14 protein-coding genes are annotated in these 14299 nt (G+C 63.6%); 3 read left to right on the top strand and 11 right to left on the bottom strand.

Annotated features, from left to right (window positions below; all coding sequences use genetic code 11):
• From Q0629_RS02565 to Q0629_RS02555, 3 genes are all read right to left on the bottom strand, one after another.
• Positions 1-649, bottom strand: a 649-nt coding sequence (locus tag Q0629_RS02565) for a hypothetical protein (protein ID WP_298778556.1), incomplete at its 3' end; no start/stop codon positions are given.
• A 60-nt stretch (positions 650-709) separates the two neighbouring features.
• A complete protein-coding gene (locus Q0629_RS02560) occupies positions 710-1228 on the bottom strand; it encodes a hypothetical protein (protein WP_298778553.1) in 519 nt (172 codons plus the stop codon).
• Between the two features lie 198 nt (positions 1229-1426).
• The gene (locus Q0629_RS02555; RefSeq protein WP_298778550.1) at positions 1427-1567 is read right to left on the bottom strand and encodes a hypothetical protein; all 141 of its coding nucleotides are present in this window, start codon (positions 1565-1567) and stop codon (positions 1427-1429) included.
• A 142-nt stretch (positions 1568-1709) separates the two neighbouring features.
• Between Q0629_RS02555 and Q0629_RS02550 the strand changes: the two genes are divergently transcribed.
• Entirely contained in the window at positions 1710-3269 is a 1560-nt protein-coding gene (locus tag Q0629_RS02550; RefSeq protein ID WP_298778547.1) for a hypothetical protein, read from the top strand.
• Between the two features lie 36 nt (positions 3270-3305).
• Here Q0629_RS02550 and Q0629_RS02545 read toward each other — a convergent pair whose 3' ends face one another.
• Genes Q0629_RS02545 through Q0629_RS02535 form a run of 3 tightly spaced genes read right to left on the bottom strand, consistent with a single transcriptional unit; the run spans position 3306 to position 5224 of the window.
• Positions 3306-4361 (bottom strand): hypothetical protein, encoded by a 1056-nt coding sequence (locus Q0629_RS02545; RefSeq protein ID WP_298778544.1) that lies wholly within the window; start codon positions 4359-4361, stop codon positions 3306-3308.
• A 31-nt stretch (positions 4362-4392) separates the two neighbouring features.
• Positions 4393-4941 carry a Synerg-CTERM system glutamic-type intramembrane protease MrtS gene (mrtS, locus tag Q0629_RS02540; protein ID WP_298778542.1) on the bottom strand — a complete coding sequence of 183 codons (549 nt, stop codon included), beginning with the start codon at positions 4939-4941 and terminating at the stop codon, positions 4393-4395.
• A 7-nt stretch (positions 4942-4948) separates the two neighbouring features.
• Positions 4949-5224: a hypothetical protein gene (locus Q0629_RS02535; RefSeq protein ID WP_015556077.1), complete on the bottom strand. Its 276-nt coding sequence runs from the start codon at positions 5222-5224 to the stop codon at positions 4949-4951.
• Positions 5225-5428: 204 nt separating this feature from the next.
• On the opposite strand from Q0629_RS02535, the gene Q0629_RS02530 reads away from it, so the two are divergent.
• Positions 5429-6343, top strand: a complete 915-nt coding sequence (locus Q0629_RS02530) for a peptidyl-prolyl cis-trans isomerase (RefSeq protein WP_298778525.1) — start codon at positions 5429-5431, stop codon at positions 6341-6343.
• Positions 6344-6463: 120 nt separating this feature from the next.
• Here the strand turns inward: Q0629_RS02530 and ggt are convergent, their stop codons facing one another.
• Positions 6464-8170, bottom strand: a complete 1707-nt coding sequence (ggt, locus tag Q0629_RS02525) for a gamma-glutamyltransferase (RefSeq protein ID WP_298778523.1) — start codon at positions 8168-8170, stop codon at positions 6464-6466.
• Between the two features lie 582 nt (positions 8171-8752).
• On the opposite strand from ggt, the gene Q0629_RS02520 reads away from it, so the two are divergent.
• The gene (locus Q0629_RS02520; RefSeq protein ID WP_298778521.1) at positions 8753-9937 is read left to right on the top strand and encodes an amidohydrolase; all 1185 of its coding nucleotides are present in this window, start codon (positions 8753-8755) and stop codon (positions 9935-9937) included.
• A gap of 95 nt (positions 9938-10032) precedes the next feature.
• On the opposite strand, the gene Q0629_RS02515 is transcribed toward Q0629_RS02520, so the two are convergent.
• From Q0629_RS02515 to Q0629_RS02500, 4 genes are all read right to left on the bottom strand, one after another.
• On the bottom strand, positions 10033-10698 hold the full coding sequence (locus tag Q0629_RS02515) for a nitroreductase family protein (RefSeq protein WP_298778520.1): 666 nt from the start codon (positions 10696-10698) through the stop codon (positions 10033-10035).
• 111 nt (positions 10699-10809) lie between these two features.
• Positions 10810-11385 carry a rubrerythrin gene (gene rbr / locus Q0629_RS02510; RefSeq protein WP_298778518.1) on the bottom strand — a complete coding sequence of 192 codons (576 nt, stop codon included), beginning with the start codon at positions 11383-11385 and terminating at the stop codon, positions 10810-10812.
• Positions 11386-11545: 160 nt separating this feature from the next.
• The gene (locus Q0629_RS02505) at positions 11546-11821 is read right to left on the bottom strand and encodes a hypothetical protein (RefSeq protein WP_298778517.1); all 276 of its coding nucleotides are present in this window, start codon (positions 11819-11821) and stop codon (positions 11546-11548) included.
• Between the two features lie 72 nt (positions 11822-11893).
• Entirely contained in the window at positions 11894-14233 is a 2340-nt protein-coding gene (locus Q0629_RS02500; protein WP_298778515.1) for a hypothetical protein, read from the bottom strand.
• Between the last annotated feature and the right edge of the window lie 66 nt (positions 14234-14299).

Raw genomic sequence — 14299 nt, 5'->3', positions numbered from 1 at the left:
TATTGTTATAAAGCTGAGATACGACAGCATTCACAAGGTTCTGATCGGAGACAAAGGCGAGGCTACCTCGAATGGAATACTCCGACAAGGCCCCCAGAGGAGCCTTGGCTAACAGCGCGTAGAAGGCATAGCAGCGATCGATGGCCTTTTTATGCTCAGGCGACCGTTCCTCTTCCCTTGGGGCCCAGCCGTTTTCCGCCTCTAGGGCTTCCCGGAGTTTTAAGGCGGCAAAGGTCCTTGTGCTGTCCCAATCCTGCAAAGCATCCGGCGTATGGTCTTCTGAGCCCAGCCGTTTTATCAGGTCCTCAACCACCTTCTCTTTATCGATGACATCGTTGAAAGTCTTGAAGAATTCGGACTTCTCCCCATACGCCATGTTGTCCTTAAGCCCGTCGAGGAGTTTGTGGTAGAACCCTCCCCTCGGACAGGAATCAATGGTGGATTGATCGACCGTCACGGACATCCTGTCGTCCGGGTTGTGGAGGATAACCCAATAGCCAACATTTTCCCCACGGCAGCGAATCAATTCCGCCTTGGCGCCACTTCCAGAAAGAGACACGCTGAGGGCCTGGCCGACGTTTTTAAAGCGGCAATCGCGGATATCCAGGTCATAGGCAGATAAACTCCGAGTGTATATGCACCAGCCCACCCCCTCAAACGTGCACCCATCAAAGGTCGTTTTAGTGCTGGGACATATTCCCGCAATTTCTCATCCCTTTCCTTCCTTTCCTTTAAAAATTACATTTTTAACGACGACCGGTTTTGACAACGCGTCGGCATAGATGCCGCCGTGATAATTGTCACATTCGACGGTCATATTCTGGAACGTCAGCATATCGGCTGTGGTTTTGGCCATGTACCCATGTATAAGAGCCACAGGAAAAAACACAGCCGTCTCTAAGGTCCTCACGACGTTTTTCTTGGCGGAGCTTTCTGCGTCAAAAACAGGCTTGTCCTTATCCTTGGGACTGAGAATGACATGCGTTCCTGTGCCTGAAAGAGAGGAGACCCACCTGGGGACAATAAAATTGCCGCTGATGGAGGAGGTGATCCTTATGTCCGTTATCCCGTCGTCCAATGCCTGCTGCAGTTCATCAGCGGTTCGGACATCTCTCGTCGTTGCGGAGGCGCAAAAGACGAAAACGAATAAGGTTAAGCAAATTGAAATCAAACAAAGAGCAACGCTCCGAACAACAATCCTGCCAAGCCTTACGAAAATCAATTCCATTCCCTCCTTGATGCTGGACTGTCAATATCAAACACAACGGACAAATTCTTTCTTCGGTTTCTCCCCTCTGCGCACTTGCCGACCTCAGCCGAAAACAACTCGATTTTTGCGCGGACATTGTCGATTATAACAATAATGTAGACACGGAAATCAACTTTAGGACGTTATTCCTCTATCGTCCGTTGGCGAGGTCTACGCTCAGGCCATGACGGCGTCCACGATAAAGCGGGGGACCTCCTCGTTCCTCAGCCCCATGAACACGATGCCCCGTTGCCCCGGGCAGAGCGGGGCCAATCCGGACCGCTCCGCGGCCTCAGGAAACAGAAGGCACTTGCACATCGTCCATCCCCCCATTTTTTGATCGCTTGTCACCAACTCTTCTGGTAATATAGGCACTGGACCGGGAGCTGTCCAGTGCATCTGATCGAGCCTGGCAGCATCAGCGTTTATAGGCGAAAATCCTGGAATGGAGGCGGGGGCCTTGCCGAAGTTCAACCTTACGGACGACATGATGGCGCGGCTGTCCGCAAAATTTTGGGAATTTCAGGCGGAACGGAAGACAGTTCGTGCCCTGATGGGCGACTACGCGGCCGATTACCGCCGTTTTAAGGGATCGGAGCTGGCGCGGCAGGAGTACCTGCGCGAGCGGTACGCGAATCGGGCGCCACAGCTCAGTCACCTGGTCTGGGACGACGAGGACGGCCTGTACTGGGGCCCTGCGGACATCGCCATCCTGCTGAATCGGGACCGGTCGGCGGTGTCGCGGACTCTCGCTAAAATGACGGCGGACGAGGAGTGGCGCGCACGGCTGTCCGTGCTCCGCAGGGATTTTGGGCGAAGCGCGTCCATGCCGCTTTACGCCTACCGGCAGGAGATTTTCGACCTGATCGTCGATTATTACGAGGAAGATTATCTGCAACGCTTCATCAAACCGCGTCGGGGAAGGTCCCGAAACGAGGACACGGCGCGGGAGGTCCGCCGCTACTGGAGCCACCTCAAAAATGCCGCCCGCGTCGCCCCCGAACGTTTTCGGGAGGAAAACGGCCCCGCGGGTCTGCCGGATATCCCGCCGATGGGGCTTAAGGATGCCCTGCGCCTGATCTTCTCCAGGGTCCTGACCCTGCGGACGGGGGCGCTGTTCACCGTGCTGTTCGCCCTCGGCTACGAGCTCTCGCACCGCTGGCCCATCCTGTTCCTCTGGCTGCCCCTCATTGCCCTTCTGGTCTTTTTTCTCTGCATCGCGCTCCTTCGCCGTGGGAAATTCAACCCCGCGCACGTCGCAAGCCTTGGGGCCGGCGCGCTGCTCTTCTGTCTGCTCTGGACCGTGGGGCTGCTCTCCGGGGAAGGCTCGCTCCGCACCCCCGGAGGCATCCTGCAGATGCGGAATGTGGAGCGCAGGGCCAACCTGAAGCTCAACCCCAGGATATGGAACGACGGCATCGTGCGGTTCACCATCGACACGGACGCCGATGTTCGCAATATCCTGCAGTATTCTTACCGAATCAGCCCGGACGCGGAGTACCGGTCCACGGGGTTCATGAGGGAGATCAACCCAACCACCGGGGCACAGTACCCCAACATGGCCATCAACACCGGCCGATCGGAGGGCGTCGTCGAACTGGACGTCCAATACCTTGGGGCCGACGGCGCCGAACGAGGGCCATATCCCTTTAGCTTCGACTTGGACGCGGTGCGCTTCGAGAACGGCAAGGACTGGGCCCTCCACTTCGTAGACGAATGGATATCGGTTTATCGCCTGGAGGACCCGCAACAGGAAGGAGAGGGAACGACCTTCGTCATGGTCGACCCCGGCCTTTTCAGCGACGAAGCCCTTGACGCCGTCCTGGGTATCGTCTACGGCATCAACACCAGAACGCCGGACACGGAGATTACGATGGAAGAGCTCCTGAAGCTCAAGGAGCGAGGCGTCCATGAATTGCTGACGAGTGAGAAGGACGCCATCGCCTGTGTTTCCGCACGGCTGCTCTTCAGGGACGGGACCTCGTCGGACGTGCGGGTGTTCGAGAAGACGGTTCGTTAAACGGGCGCCTTCATGGTCCGACGGACTCCCGTGGCCCTACGGCTTCAACGGCTCGTCCCAGAAGGGGAAGTAGATGCGGAGGTGCGTCACGTTCCGGAGCGCGTCGTCCACACGCCCGGAGACGTCCGGGAGGCGGGTCCATGGGCCGCCGTCCAGGCGGCAGAGGGCCAGGGGCTTGCGTCCGTAGGTGCTCCACAGGTCCTCCAGCCGGTCCTTGAGCTGCGTTCCGGGGACGAAGGCGTTTTTGAAGAGTGGCGGGGTCCCCGCAAGCTCGCGGCCCGGCAGCGGGGCCAGGATCATCCACTGGGTCAACTTCCAGGCGTTGGCCATCTCGTGGGAGGTGAGGGCGTGGATCAGCGGCATGATCTGGATGCCCCCCACCTGGTCCCTGGATGCCGTCGCGATGTCGATGACGCCCGCGTGAGAGGCGCGGATTCGGCCGCGGCCCTGAAACTGCGTCCCGCCGAAGCGCCCGACGCCTCCGATGGGGCGCACGACGCGGGCCTCGACGCGGGGCCCGTCGGCACCCCACACGATGACGCGCCCGCCGGGGCGGTTCTCGATGTCCACCATCCAGTCCCGTGGACGGCGGGGCAGGGGCGAGCGGATCACGAGCGTTTCGCCCTCCTTCGGAGTCCCGTCCAGGGGCCTCTCGCCGTCCTCCCCCAGGATGGTGACGGGGGAGCCAACCAGGGGCGCGAAGCCGCCGAAAGGCCCCGTGCCAGCGGCCGCGTCCAGGGAGAAGAAGGCCCCCGCCGCGGCAGCAGGGGCCACGGTCACCGCAGGAACGAGGCTCAGGATGCGCCCGCGCCCCTCCTCCACGTCCACCAGCAGGTGAATGGCGTTCACGGCCGTGGCACAGACCGTCGCCGGCGCGCACCACTTGCTGGCGGTGTAGGCCGGCCAGTTCGTCTTGACGGGGGTCATCAGGACCCGCCCCAGGGTTGCCTCCGTGCCATCCGGCATGAGGGCCGTCACGTTTTCGCCGGCCTTCATGGGGACGCGCAGCTCAAGCGTTTCCCGCCGGTCGGCCCCCCGCGCGGGGAGTGCAAGCAGGGCCAGAAGCAACAGCGCTGCAAGGGTTTTTTTCACGACGATCGAACCTCCTGAAAATAAGGGGCGTCTACGGGATCGGAGCCCACCAGACGGCCCAGACGTTGCACAGGGCATGGTAGAGGATGGAGGGCAGGACGGAGCCGTGGCGCCAGCGCAGCCACCCCATCACGAGCCCCGGAAAGAACGTCGCCACGCGCAGCCATCCGACGAGGGCCACGAGGTGGATGAGTGCAAAGGCCAGCGTCGCCAGGGGGATGCCCGCCCACGGCCCCCACCGGCGCACCGTCAGCGTCTGGAGCCAACCGCGAAAGAACGTTTCCTCGATGAAGGCCGCCGCCACCCCGCCCCCCAGGCTGTCCAGAGCCTGCCAGGGCGTCAGGCTCCTGGGGCCCGGCCCGCCCCACTCCGCCGGCCAGTGCATGGAGACGAAGGTCAGGGGGACGAGGGTCAGGAGCAGGGCCAGAATCACGTCCCGCCATGCGCCTCGCCCCATGAACCACTTCAGCCCGAAGTCCCGCTCATCCTCCCTCTTGAGGCGGCACCAGGTGTAGGGAAAGTAGAGCATGAAGGCCGCGGCGGCCAGGCCGGCTGCGGCGGTCAATATCCCGCGCGACATGAGGGGCCTAAAGGGACTTCATGGCTTCGGTGAGGAAGCTCGCGGCGTTGTTGATGCCGAGGACGATGTCGATGCGGTGGACGTAGAGCAGGCGCGAAGCCCTCCATAAGAGGACGATGACCGGCACGGCGACGATGAGCGCCCCCAGCTTGTAGAGGACCTTGGAGGGAATCCGTCCCCACCCCTCAAAGAGCGCGTCGACGAGCCAGCCGGCGGTCATGAGGGCAAAGCCCAGAATCCATAAAGACAGCCCCAAAATTACCCTTGTGTCGATCAAGCGCATGAGCTCGTCCTCCTCGGTCCAGTGTGAAGCGCGAGATGGAAGACGGCGCGGCCGTCCTCCGGCATCCCCGCTTGTATTATACAACGGGACGGATACGCAGTTTATCGTCTGTCCTGCAGGGGACTTTGTGTTAGAATTCCTAAACGTGTGCGGTTTTTTGAGATGTCCCGCCTTGCGGGATAAAACAGCAGGGAGGAAGAGAATATGAGTAAGCAGTTCAAGTTGAAGTTCGCAGCGGTCCTCGGCGTGGCGGTCCTCGTGGCGGCCTGCGCAGCCTGGGCAGCGACCGAGGCGCCGAAGCCGGCCGAGGAGAACAAGGTCCTGGCCCGCGTCGAGGGCCGTGAGATCACGGAGGCGGACGTCAACGCGGTCCTTCAGTCCATGGGGCCCCAGGGCATGATGATGTACGGGAACCCCGAGGGGCGCCGGCTCATCCTGGACGAGATCGTTTCCATGTACCTCTTTTCGCTCGAGGCCGAGAAGGAGAAGCTGGACGGGGAGCAGGACTTCATCGACTTCATGGCCCGCGTCCGCACCCAGAGCCTGGCCCAGCGCGCCATGCGGAACGCCGTGAAGGATGTCCAGGCGACGGAGGAGGAAGCGCAGAAGTTCTACGACGAGCACAAGGACCAGTTCACCCAGCCGGAGCGCATCCATGCCCGCCACATCCTGATCAGCGACGACGCCACCAGCGCGGACACCATCGCCAAGGTGCAGGCGGACCTCAAGGCTGGCGCGTCCTTCGACGAGGAGGCGAAGAAGCTCTCGACCTGTCCCTCCGCTCCGCAGGGCGGCGACCTGGGCGAGTTCACGAAGGAGCAGATGGTCCCTGAGTTCGCCGACGCCGCCTTCGCCCTGAAGGAGCCCGGCGACATCTCGGAGCCCGTCAAGTCGCCCTTCGGGTGGCACATCATCCGGCTTGAGGGGCGCACACCGGCTCAGCTCACCCCCTTCGACGAGGTGAAGGGCCAGATCCTTCAGGAGCTCAACGGTCAGAAGCAGCAGGAGCGGATCAAGGCGAAGGTCGAGGAGCTGAAGAAGGCCTATAAGGTCGAGATGCTGGCTCCCGTCTCCGACGACGTTGCTGCCGAAGCGACCTCGGACGACGCGAAGAAATAAGGTCGAAAGCGAAGTCGAGCCCGATCGGCACGGATAGAGCGGAGGGGGAGGGCACCTTCCCCCTCCGCTCTTTGTCCAGCCCGCGGCAGGGGCCGCGCCGACCGATCGTCGGCTCAAGGGCTAGAACTCCATGCGGGAATCGTGGCTGCCGGTGATCTCTCCGGTCTTGAGGTCGATGTGGATGGCGTTGACGTCGCCCATGTAGGGCTTCAGGCTGAGCTTGTAGCCCATGTCCGTGAGGGCCTCCACGTCCGCCGCTGACAGGCCGTTGTCGTGCTCGATGCGGAGCTCGTCAGGAAGCCACTGCATGTGGAAGCGGGGAGCGCTGACGGCCTCGTTGATGGGCATGTCGTAATCGATGACGTTCTGGATCACCTGCAGGGTCGTGGTGATGATGCGGCTGCCTCCGGGGCTGCCCACCACGAGGACCGTCTTGCCGTCCCTGGAGACGATGGAGGGGCTCATGGAGCTCAGGGGACGCTTGTAGGGCTCGATGGCGTTTGCGTCGCCGCCCACCAGGCCGTAGACGTTCGGTACGCCGGGCTTGGCGGAGAAGTCGTCCATTTCGTTGTTCAGCAGGAAGCCCGCGCCCTTCACCGCCGCTCCCGTGCCCCAGGACTCGTTGATGGTGTAGGTGACGGCCACGGCGTTGCCCATCTTGTCCACGACGGAGTAGTGGGTGGTGTTCGTGCCCTCCTTCAGGGCCTCCAGCCCCGGGCGGACCTTGCTGCTGGGAGTGGCGCCCTTTGGGTCGATCCCGTCGTAGATCTTTTTGGCGTAGGCCTTGGAGGTCAGCTCCTCGACGGGGACCTTCACGAAGTCCGGGTCGCCCATGTACTCGCTGCGATCGGCGTAGGCCTGGCGCATGGCCTCGGCCATGACGTGCAGCGCGGCCGGGGTGCGGCAGCCCAGAGCCCTCATGTCGGCGTTCTCCATGACGTTCAGGATCTCGGCCACGATGGCCCCTCCGCTGGAGGGTGGACACATGGAGACGATCTTGTAGCCGCGGTAGTCCGCCGTGCTGGGCTCGCGCCACTTGACCTCGTACTTCTTCAGGTCCTCCTTCGTGATCAGGCCGCCGTTGGCCTTCATGTCCGCCACGATGAGGTCCGCCGTCTCCCCCTCATAGAAGCCCTTTGGCCCCTCGGCGGCAATGCGCTTCAGCGTCGCTGCCAGGTCCGCCTGCTGGAAGAGCTCTCCCGCCTTGTAGGGCGTCCCGTCCCCGTGCAGGAAATAGCCCTGGGAGTGGGGGAACTTCCTGAACTTGTCCGCAAAGTCGGCCATGCTCTTCGCCTGGCGTTCGGAGAGCTCATAACCCTTTTCGGCCATCTCGATGGCGGGGGCGATCAACTGGTCCAGCTTCATCGTCCCGAAACGTTCCAGCATGGCGCTCATGCCAGCCACCGTTCCGGGGATGCCCACGGCCTTGTAGGTGCGGGTGCTCTCCTGAGGGATCACGTTTCCGTCCTTGTCCAGGTACATGTCCCGTGTGGCTGCGCCGGGAGCCATCTCACGGAAGTCGAGGGCGTAGTCCCCGCCATCTGCCGTGTGGATGACGGCGAAGCCGCCACCGCCGACGTTCCCCGCCTGGGGGTGGAGGACCGCCAGCGCGTACCCCACGGCAACGGCGGCGTCGATGGCGTTGCCGCCCCTGTCCAGAACGTCCTGACCGGCCTTGTCCGCCAGGGGCTGGGTCGAGACGGCCATGCCGTTTCCGTTGCTGGTCAGGAGCTCATTTTTCGGCGCGGCCAACGCGCCCGACACGCCAGCGGCCAGGAGCAGCGCCGCCACGGCAATGGTGAACCTCCTGCTGCGCAGAACCTTCATTTCACACAACCTCCTTGCGGCAGATTACCTGCCATGTTTTTGATGAGCGCAGCCCGTGGGCTGCGGAGGGGGTCCCATAATCAACAGAATTTTCAGTAAAATCCTGGGGCAAAAAAAGGAGTGCGGCGCAACCGCACCCGTGTAATCATAATACTCAGTCTTTTGCCCTGCGTCAAGCGGCGAGGGGGAGCCTCGCTCCACGGGCAAAGCTTTTAACGTGGAGGGAGACCGGTTTTATGCGTCTTCCGCCGCACCTGAAGGGGGTAAGTCCAGGATCGGCTTAACCTGTGCCATTGATCCCCGATAAGGCCATCGCAGCCTGTAGGTTGCGGTTGACCGTCCTCGACGACTTAATCACTATTTTCTCAGTCAGGGGCCCTAAGGCGGACCGGGATGCGTGTGCGATGTGGCGCTTGTTTTCAGCTGTAAACTGCAACGGTGTTGGGGATGTCGGATACGTTTTGAAAGCAAGTCTGCGATTTTGAACCGTATTTTTTTCAAAAAACTGTGCTATCCTGAAAAAAGCTGACGGCTGTGGGCTGACTATGGCCGTCAAAATCTTGGGAAGGGAAGCGGAACGGGTTGCAGGAGAGGACAAAGGCGCGCGCGCTCTTGCTGAAGGGCGCCCTGGTCTGGACGGGACGCGGCGATGGGTTTCATGAGCTGGACGTCGCCGTCCGGGGCAGCCGGATCGTGGCGGTGGGGAAGGGGCTCTCGCCCGAGGAGGGCGCGGAGGTGGAGGACCTGAAGGGCTTTCGCGTGACGCCGGGCCTGATCGACGCCCACACGCACATTGGCGTCTGCCCGGAGGGTTTCCCTCAGGCGACGATGGCGGACGACAACGACATGGTGGACCCCGTGACGCCGCATCTGCGGGCCCTGGACGCGCTCTACCCCGACGACGCGGCCTTTGAGGATGCCCTGTCGGGAGGCGTGACCTGCGTCCAGGCGCTGCCGGGAAGCGGCAACGTCATCGGAGGACAGGGCGTCGTGGTCAAGACGCGGCCGGACGTGGTGGAGCGCATGACCGTCGTTCCCTGCTCTGCCATGAAGGCTGCGCTGGGCGAGAACCCCGTGAGCGTCTACAAGCCGAAGGACAAGTTGCCCACGACCCGCATGGGGAACGCGGCCGTCTTGCGTGGCGCGCTGGTGGGCGCTCAGAACTACCTGGCCCGTCAGGAGGCCGCCAGGAGAAAGGACGAGCCGGCGGAGCGCGACCTGGGCATGGAGGCGCTGGCCGCCGTGCTGCGTCGGGAGATGACCCTCAGCGTCCACTGTCATCGGCTGGACGACATCCAGACCGCCGTCCGCATCGCGGAGGAGTTCGGCCTGAAGTACAGCCTCGAACACTGCACGGAGGGGCGACAGATCGCCGCGTGGCTGGGGGCGAAAAAGGCCTTTGCGGCCGTGGGGCCCATGCTGACCTCACGCTCCAAGATCGAGCTGAGAAACCAGTCCTGGCAGAACCCCGTCGACCTGTGGCGGGCCGGCGTACACTTCTGCCTCATCACGGATCACCCCGTGATCCCCATCTCAAACGCCGTCACCTGCGTTGCGCTGGCCGTGCGTGCGGGCCTGCCGCCGGACGAGGCGCTGCGGGGGGTCACGCTCTACGCGGCGGAGCACCTGGGCCTTGAGGGGCGACTGGGCTCCATCGAGCCGGGGAAGGACGCGGACCTGACCGTCTGGGATGGGGACCCCCTGGACGCCCGAACCCACGCGGTGACGACCTACGTCGACGGCGTGGCCGCGTGGAGGCGACCCTGAAGCGCAGGGCCGGTGCGAGACGATGAAGCGGGGAGCCGTCCGGCTCCCCGCTTCCCTCTCAATAGCTCACGTTCCCCTTCGTGTGGGGAGCGGGCTTATGCCTCCGGCTTCGTCCCCATGGGCATGATGCAGAGGACGTCGTCGTCGTCCTTCAGTCTCAGGAGGTCCTCGACAGCGTCCTCCCGGACGGAGCGGATGTAGCGCGTACCGACACCCACGGCTCCGGCGGCCAGGTAGACGTCCTGAGCCATCGCCCCCGCGGCGACGGCCGCGAACTCTTCCTCATCGTCGTCGTCCTTGAACTTCCTGGAGAGGGCTTCGGAATCCGAGACGAGGATCAGGGTGCAGGGAGCCTTTGCGACGAAGTCCTGCTTGCCGATCCGCCCCCGGACGTCCTCACCGGAGACCTCCTTCAGCGCGTGGGCCTTCCAGTCGTACAGGAAGACCCCGTCGGCCCGTGCCACGTAGACTTTGACGTAGGGCTCCATCCCCATGGCCATCGGCACCGTCCAGCCCTTCTCCCCGCGGTTCAGACCCGTCGCCGCCCACAGGATCGTCGAGAGCTTCTCCGGCGATACCTCCCCCATGGAGGCGAAGTCGGCCCCCAGGGCCGAGGCGCGGCCTCCGATGGCGTCAAAGAGACCCGGCCCGCCCGTCCTCTGCGGGGCAGGGAGCGGGACGTCGGCAGACGCCACGCCAGAGGGGAAAAGGACCGCAACAGCCAAAAGGAAGGCGAAAAATTTCTTTAAAGCTACAAACATGATTGACCTCCTCGAAATTGATTTCGTGACCGTTATTATAATTGCCCTTCGAGGAGCTTCGCCTCCGCCGTTCTCTCCTTCTCCATGCGAAAATCCTGACCGACGCCTACTTTAATTTCCGGCCTGACCGTCCCTGGTCGTCTTCATGAAGTAGGCCTTTGGGTGCCCGCAGATGGGACACATCTCGGGCGCCCTCTTGCCCACCACGATGTGCCCGCAGTTGGCGCACTGCCAGATGGCGTCGCCGTCGGAGGAGAAGACCAGCCCCTTCTCGACGTCGTTCAGCAGCCTCTTGTAGCGCTCCTCGTGCGCCTTTTCGATGGCTGCGACGCCCTCGAAAAGACGGGCGATGTCGTCGAAGCCTTCCTCCCGCGCCACCTTTGCGAAGGTGGGGTACATGTCCGTCCACTCGTCGTGCTCGCCGGCCGCAGCGGCCTTCAGGTTCTCCGCCGTGCTGTCGCTGATCCCGCCGAGGATCTGGAACCACATCTTGGCGTGTGCCCTCTCGTTGTTCGCCGTCTCCTCAAAGAGGTCCGCGATCTGGTTGTAGCCCTCGGCGCGGGCTTTGGCCGCGAAGAACGTGTACTTGTTGCGCGCCTGGGACTCCCCCGCAAAGGCCGTGCACAGGTTCTCGCGGGTCCTCTTGCCCTTCAACTCTTCCGCTCTGCTCCTCAACATGTCCGCCATTTCAAAATTCCCCCCATGATAAAATAGCCCCACGCTCCGGCGGGGCCTGCGTGAGCCCTTACTGCGCTCACCTCATTATCTTACCACGGACGAATGGATTGTGGTCCTGTCCCGCCCAAAACGACGGCGCGGAGCTTCACGCTCCGCGCCGTCTGACGCACTATGGATTCTGGCGTTTCGCGATCTCCTCGCGCTGGAGCTGCCTCTGGATGAGGAGGCGGACGACCAGAGTGTCCGACCACTTTCGGCCCATGCTGGCCTCCACGAGGACGGAGGCAAAAGCGATGGCGAGGCATCCGAGCAGCACCGCCGCGACGATCGCGATCTGGCGGCGCAGGTTGGGCTTCCTGTACGAGCTTTGAATCTGAACGTCGCTCTTCACCTCAAGGCCCTGCGCCCGCTGCTTGTCCCGTTCCCACTTTTCCCAAAGACTCACGATGCGTCCCCCCTCGTCATATAGCGAATATGCGCGAATATGCGAACCTCCGTGCGATCAGCGGCCCACGCCTCACCGGATGCGGCGCTCCAGGAACAGTGCGCCGACGAGTGCCGACAGGATGAGGCCCAGGCCTGAGGCCGCGTTGCAGCCTCCGCCCTCCTCCTTCTCCTGGGGCTTGGGCCTGACGTCGTCCGACGAGCGCCCCGACTCCGGATTGGCCCCTGCGGCATCCACGTAAAGGCCCAGGTTCCACACGCCGTCCGCCGCCCCGTCGCCGATCAGGATGTAGGGGATGCCGTCGTCGCGGAACATTTGCAGGTAGGCCGTGTAGCCCTCCCGCGGACTCTTGGCGTCCGCCAGGAGGAGGATGAAGTCCAGGTAGAGCTCGTCGTTGTAGAGGAACGCGCTGATGCACTCCGCAGGGTCCACGCCGCGCTGGGAGATGGCGGTGAACAGGTTCGTGTCCCGCTCGTTCGTCCTGCCGGAGCGCAGCCAGACCGTGCCGAAGCGCATGAACTGCTTCAGCAGGGCCTTACCGTCCGCCGCCGCGTCCAGGTCCTCCCAACGGCCCACCAGCATCTGCTCCCGGCGCGGGATGCGGAGGCGCACCCGCATCGGCTGAACGGCGATGGTCGCCGGCACGTCCCGCGACACCGTCTGGACCACGTCTCCGGAGACGTCCTTCGACACGAGGACGTCCATCGAAACGTCCATGGATACCAGCCCGGCGGGGACGTCGGTCTTGATCTCGAAGGCGTTCAGGGCGCTTGAGCGGACGTAGGCGTCCGAGGCGCTGACGGCGCTGCCCCCCAGGGCGGCGGGCTTGCCCATCAGCTTCTCCAGCTCATAAGTCGTCTGCTCGTCGTTCTGCACCACGTCGGCGAACTGGTCCCAGCGGAAGCCCTGTACGCGCCAGCGTCCGTTGGCCTCGGAGGCGCCTCCCGCCAGGGTCATGCCCCCGACCCGCCGGTAGCTGAGGCGCAGGTCGTGGTGCCGGGCCTCGGAGAAGGGGTAGAGGCGGAAGGACTCGCTCGTGCCGTAGGAGGCGTTCAGGGTGTTGTAACCCGTGCCGACGCGGTTCTTGTAAACCGTGATGAGCCCCGGCGCGATCTGGCTGTGGGCGTCCAACTGGAAGTGGGCCGGCAGGCTGCCGTAGAGGTCCGGGGTCAGGTCGTACTTCCAGTGGTCGGGCCGGATGTCCCGAAAGGCGTAGCGCGCCTTCATGTCCCAGGAGCCGCCACCTACGTCGCCGGAGCCGGTGTTGTCCCTGGGGCCTCCGATCATGTCGTAGCGCTGGAGGCGGTAGCGCGTGCCGGTGCGGTTCGTGATCCGCGTCTCCAGATGGTAGCTGGGCAGGCCGTTGTTCAGGGAGTGGCGCATCATGTAGAGCGCGCCCAGGTTCTGGGTCATCTCGCGGTCCGCGCCCCAGCGAAACTGGATGCGCTTCTCGATGTCCCCCACGGAGACGACGGCGTCGCCACTGAGCGTCCTGTTGAAGATCATCATGTCGAAGTAGAGCTCGTTGCCGGGGTCGGAGGCCGGGCCGTCGTGGACGTTGGCCACCACCACGGGGACGTGGTGGGACTCGCGCCAGCCGACGTAGCCCGTGTCGAAGCTGGCGGACTGACGGAACGCGATGTAGCCCAGCCTGCTGCCGTAGGCCTCCGGGTTCTCGGCCGTCAGGCTGACGTTTGCGGTCATGGATTCACCCGGCATGACGCGCTGAGGCCTGTTGGGCTGCACGGAGACGGTGTACCCCTCCGCGTTCAGGAGCACGTCCTCCATCACGTCGCGGGAGATGACGTCGCCGGACAGGGTGGGCGACGGGTTGATCGGGTTATGGCCGCTCCCGGACTCGCGCCACCAATAGGGGAAGTGGCGCGCGTAGTGGTTGGCCAGGGAGACCTTGAACTGCCCCCGTCCTTCGGGGAGGATCAGGGCGATGGACTCGACGGGGTCCATGCAGGCGTCGCGGTAGCGCGTGTCGGGATAGGCGGGGTAGGGCTGCGGCTCGTCGACGTAGACGGCCTCGAAGTCGTAGAGCAGGTCCGCCGAGGCGGTCAGGGGCACCTCGGGCGTCTCGCCGCCCAGGGTCCGCCGGTAGAGCAGACGCCCGTTGAGGTCCTCGTTGATGTAGCGCCACAGGTAGTTTTCGTAGCAGGTGGCGAACCACTGGGCGCCGGCGAGGGTGTGTCCGTCGCGCGCGCCGCTCACGTCCCGAAGCTGGTAGTTGTAGCCGTAGTCCGTGGTGTGGTCCCCGAACGTGTAGTAGCGGTCCGCGTCGTCGTAGTCGTTGAAGTCGGGGTAGTCGTGGATGGGGTCCGCCACCGCGGCCCAGGCCGCACAGCCGGCAGCCAGCGCGGCGAGGAGGACGAGGGCCCCCGACACCAGGCGCACCGTCTTGCTCATCAATAAAACCTCCCGTGGGGCGTCGCTCGAGGACGCCCTGAAATTTTTTCTGAACGTGGAACGCGG

This window comes from uncultured Fretibacterium sp., from assembly GCF_938030725.1.
Lineage (GTDB): Bacteria > Synergistota > Synergistia > Synergistales > Aminobacteriaceae > Fretibacterium.
Note: the sequence above shows the minus strand (reverse complement) of the source record. Positions and strands in the feature narration are given on the sequence as shown.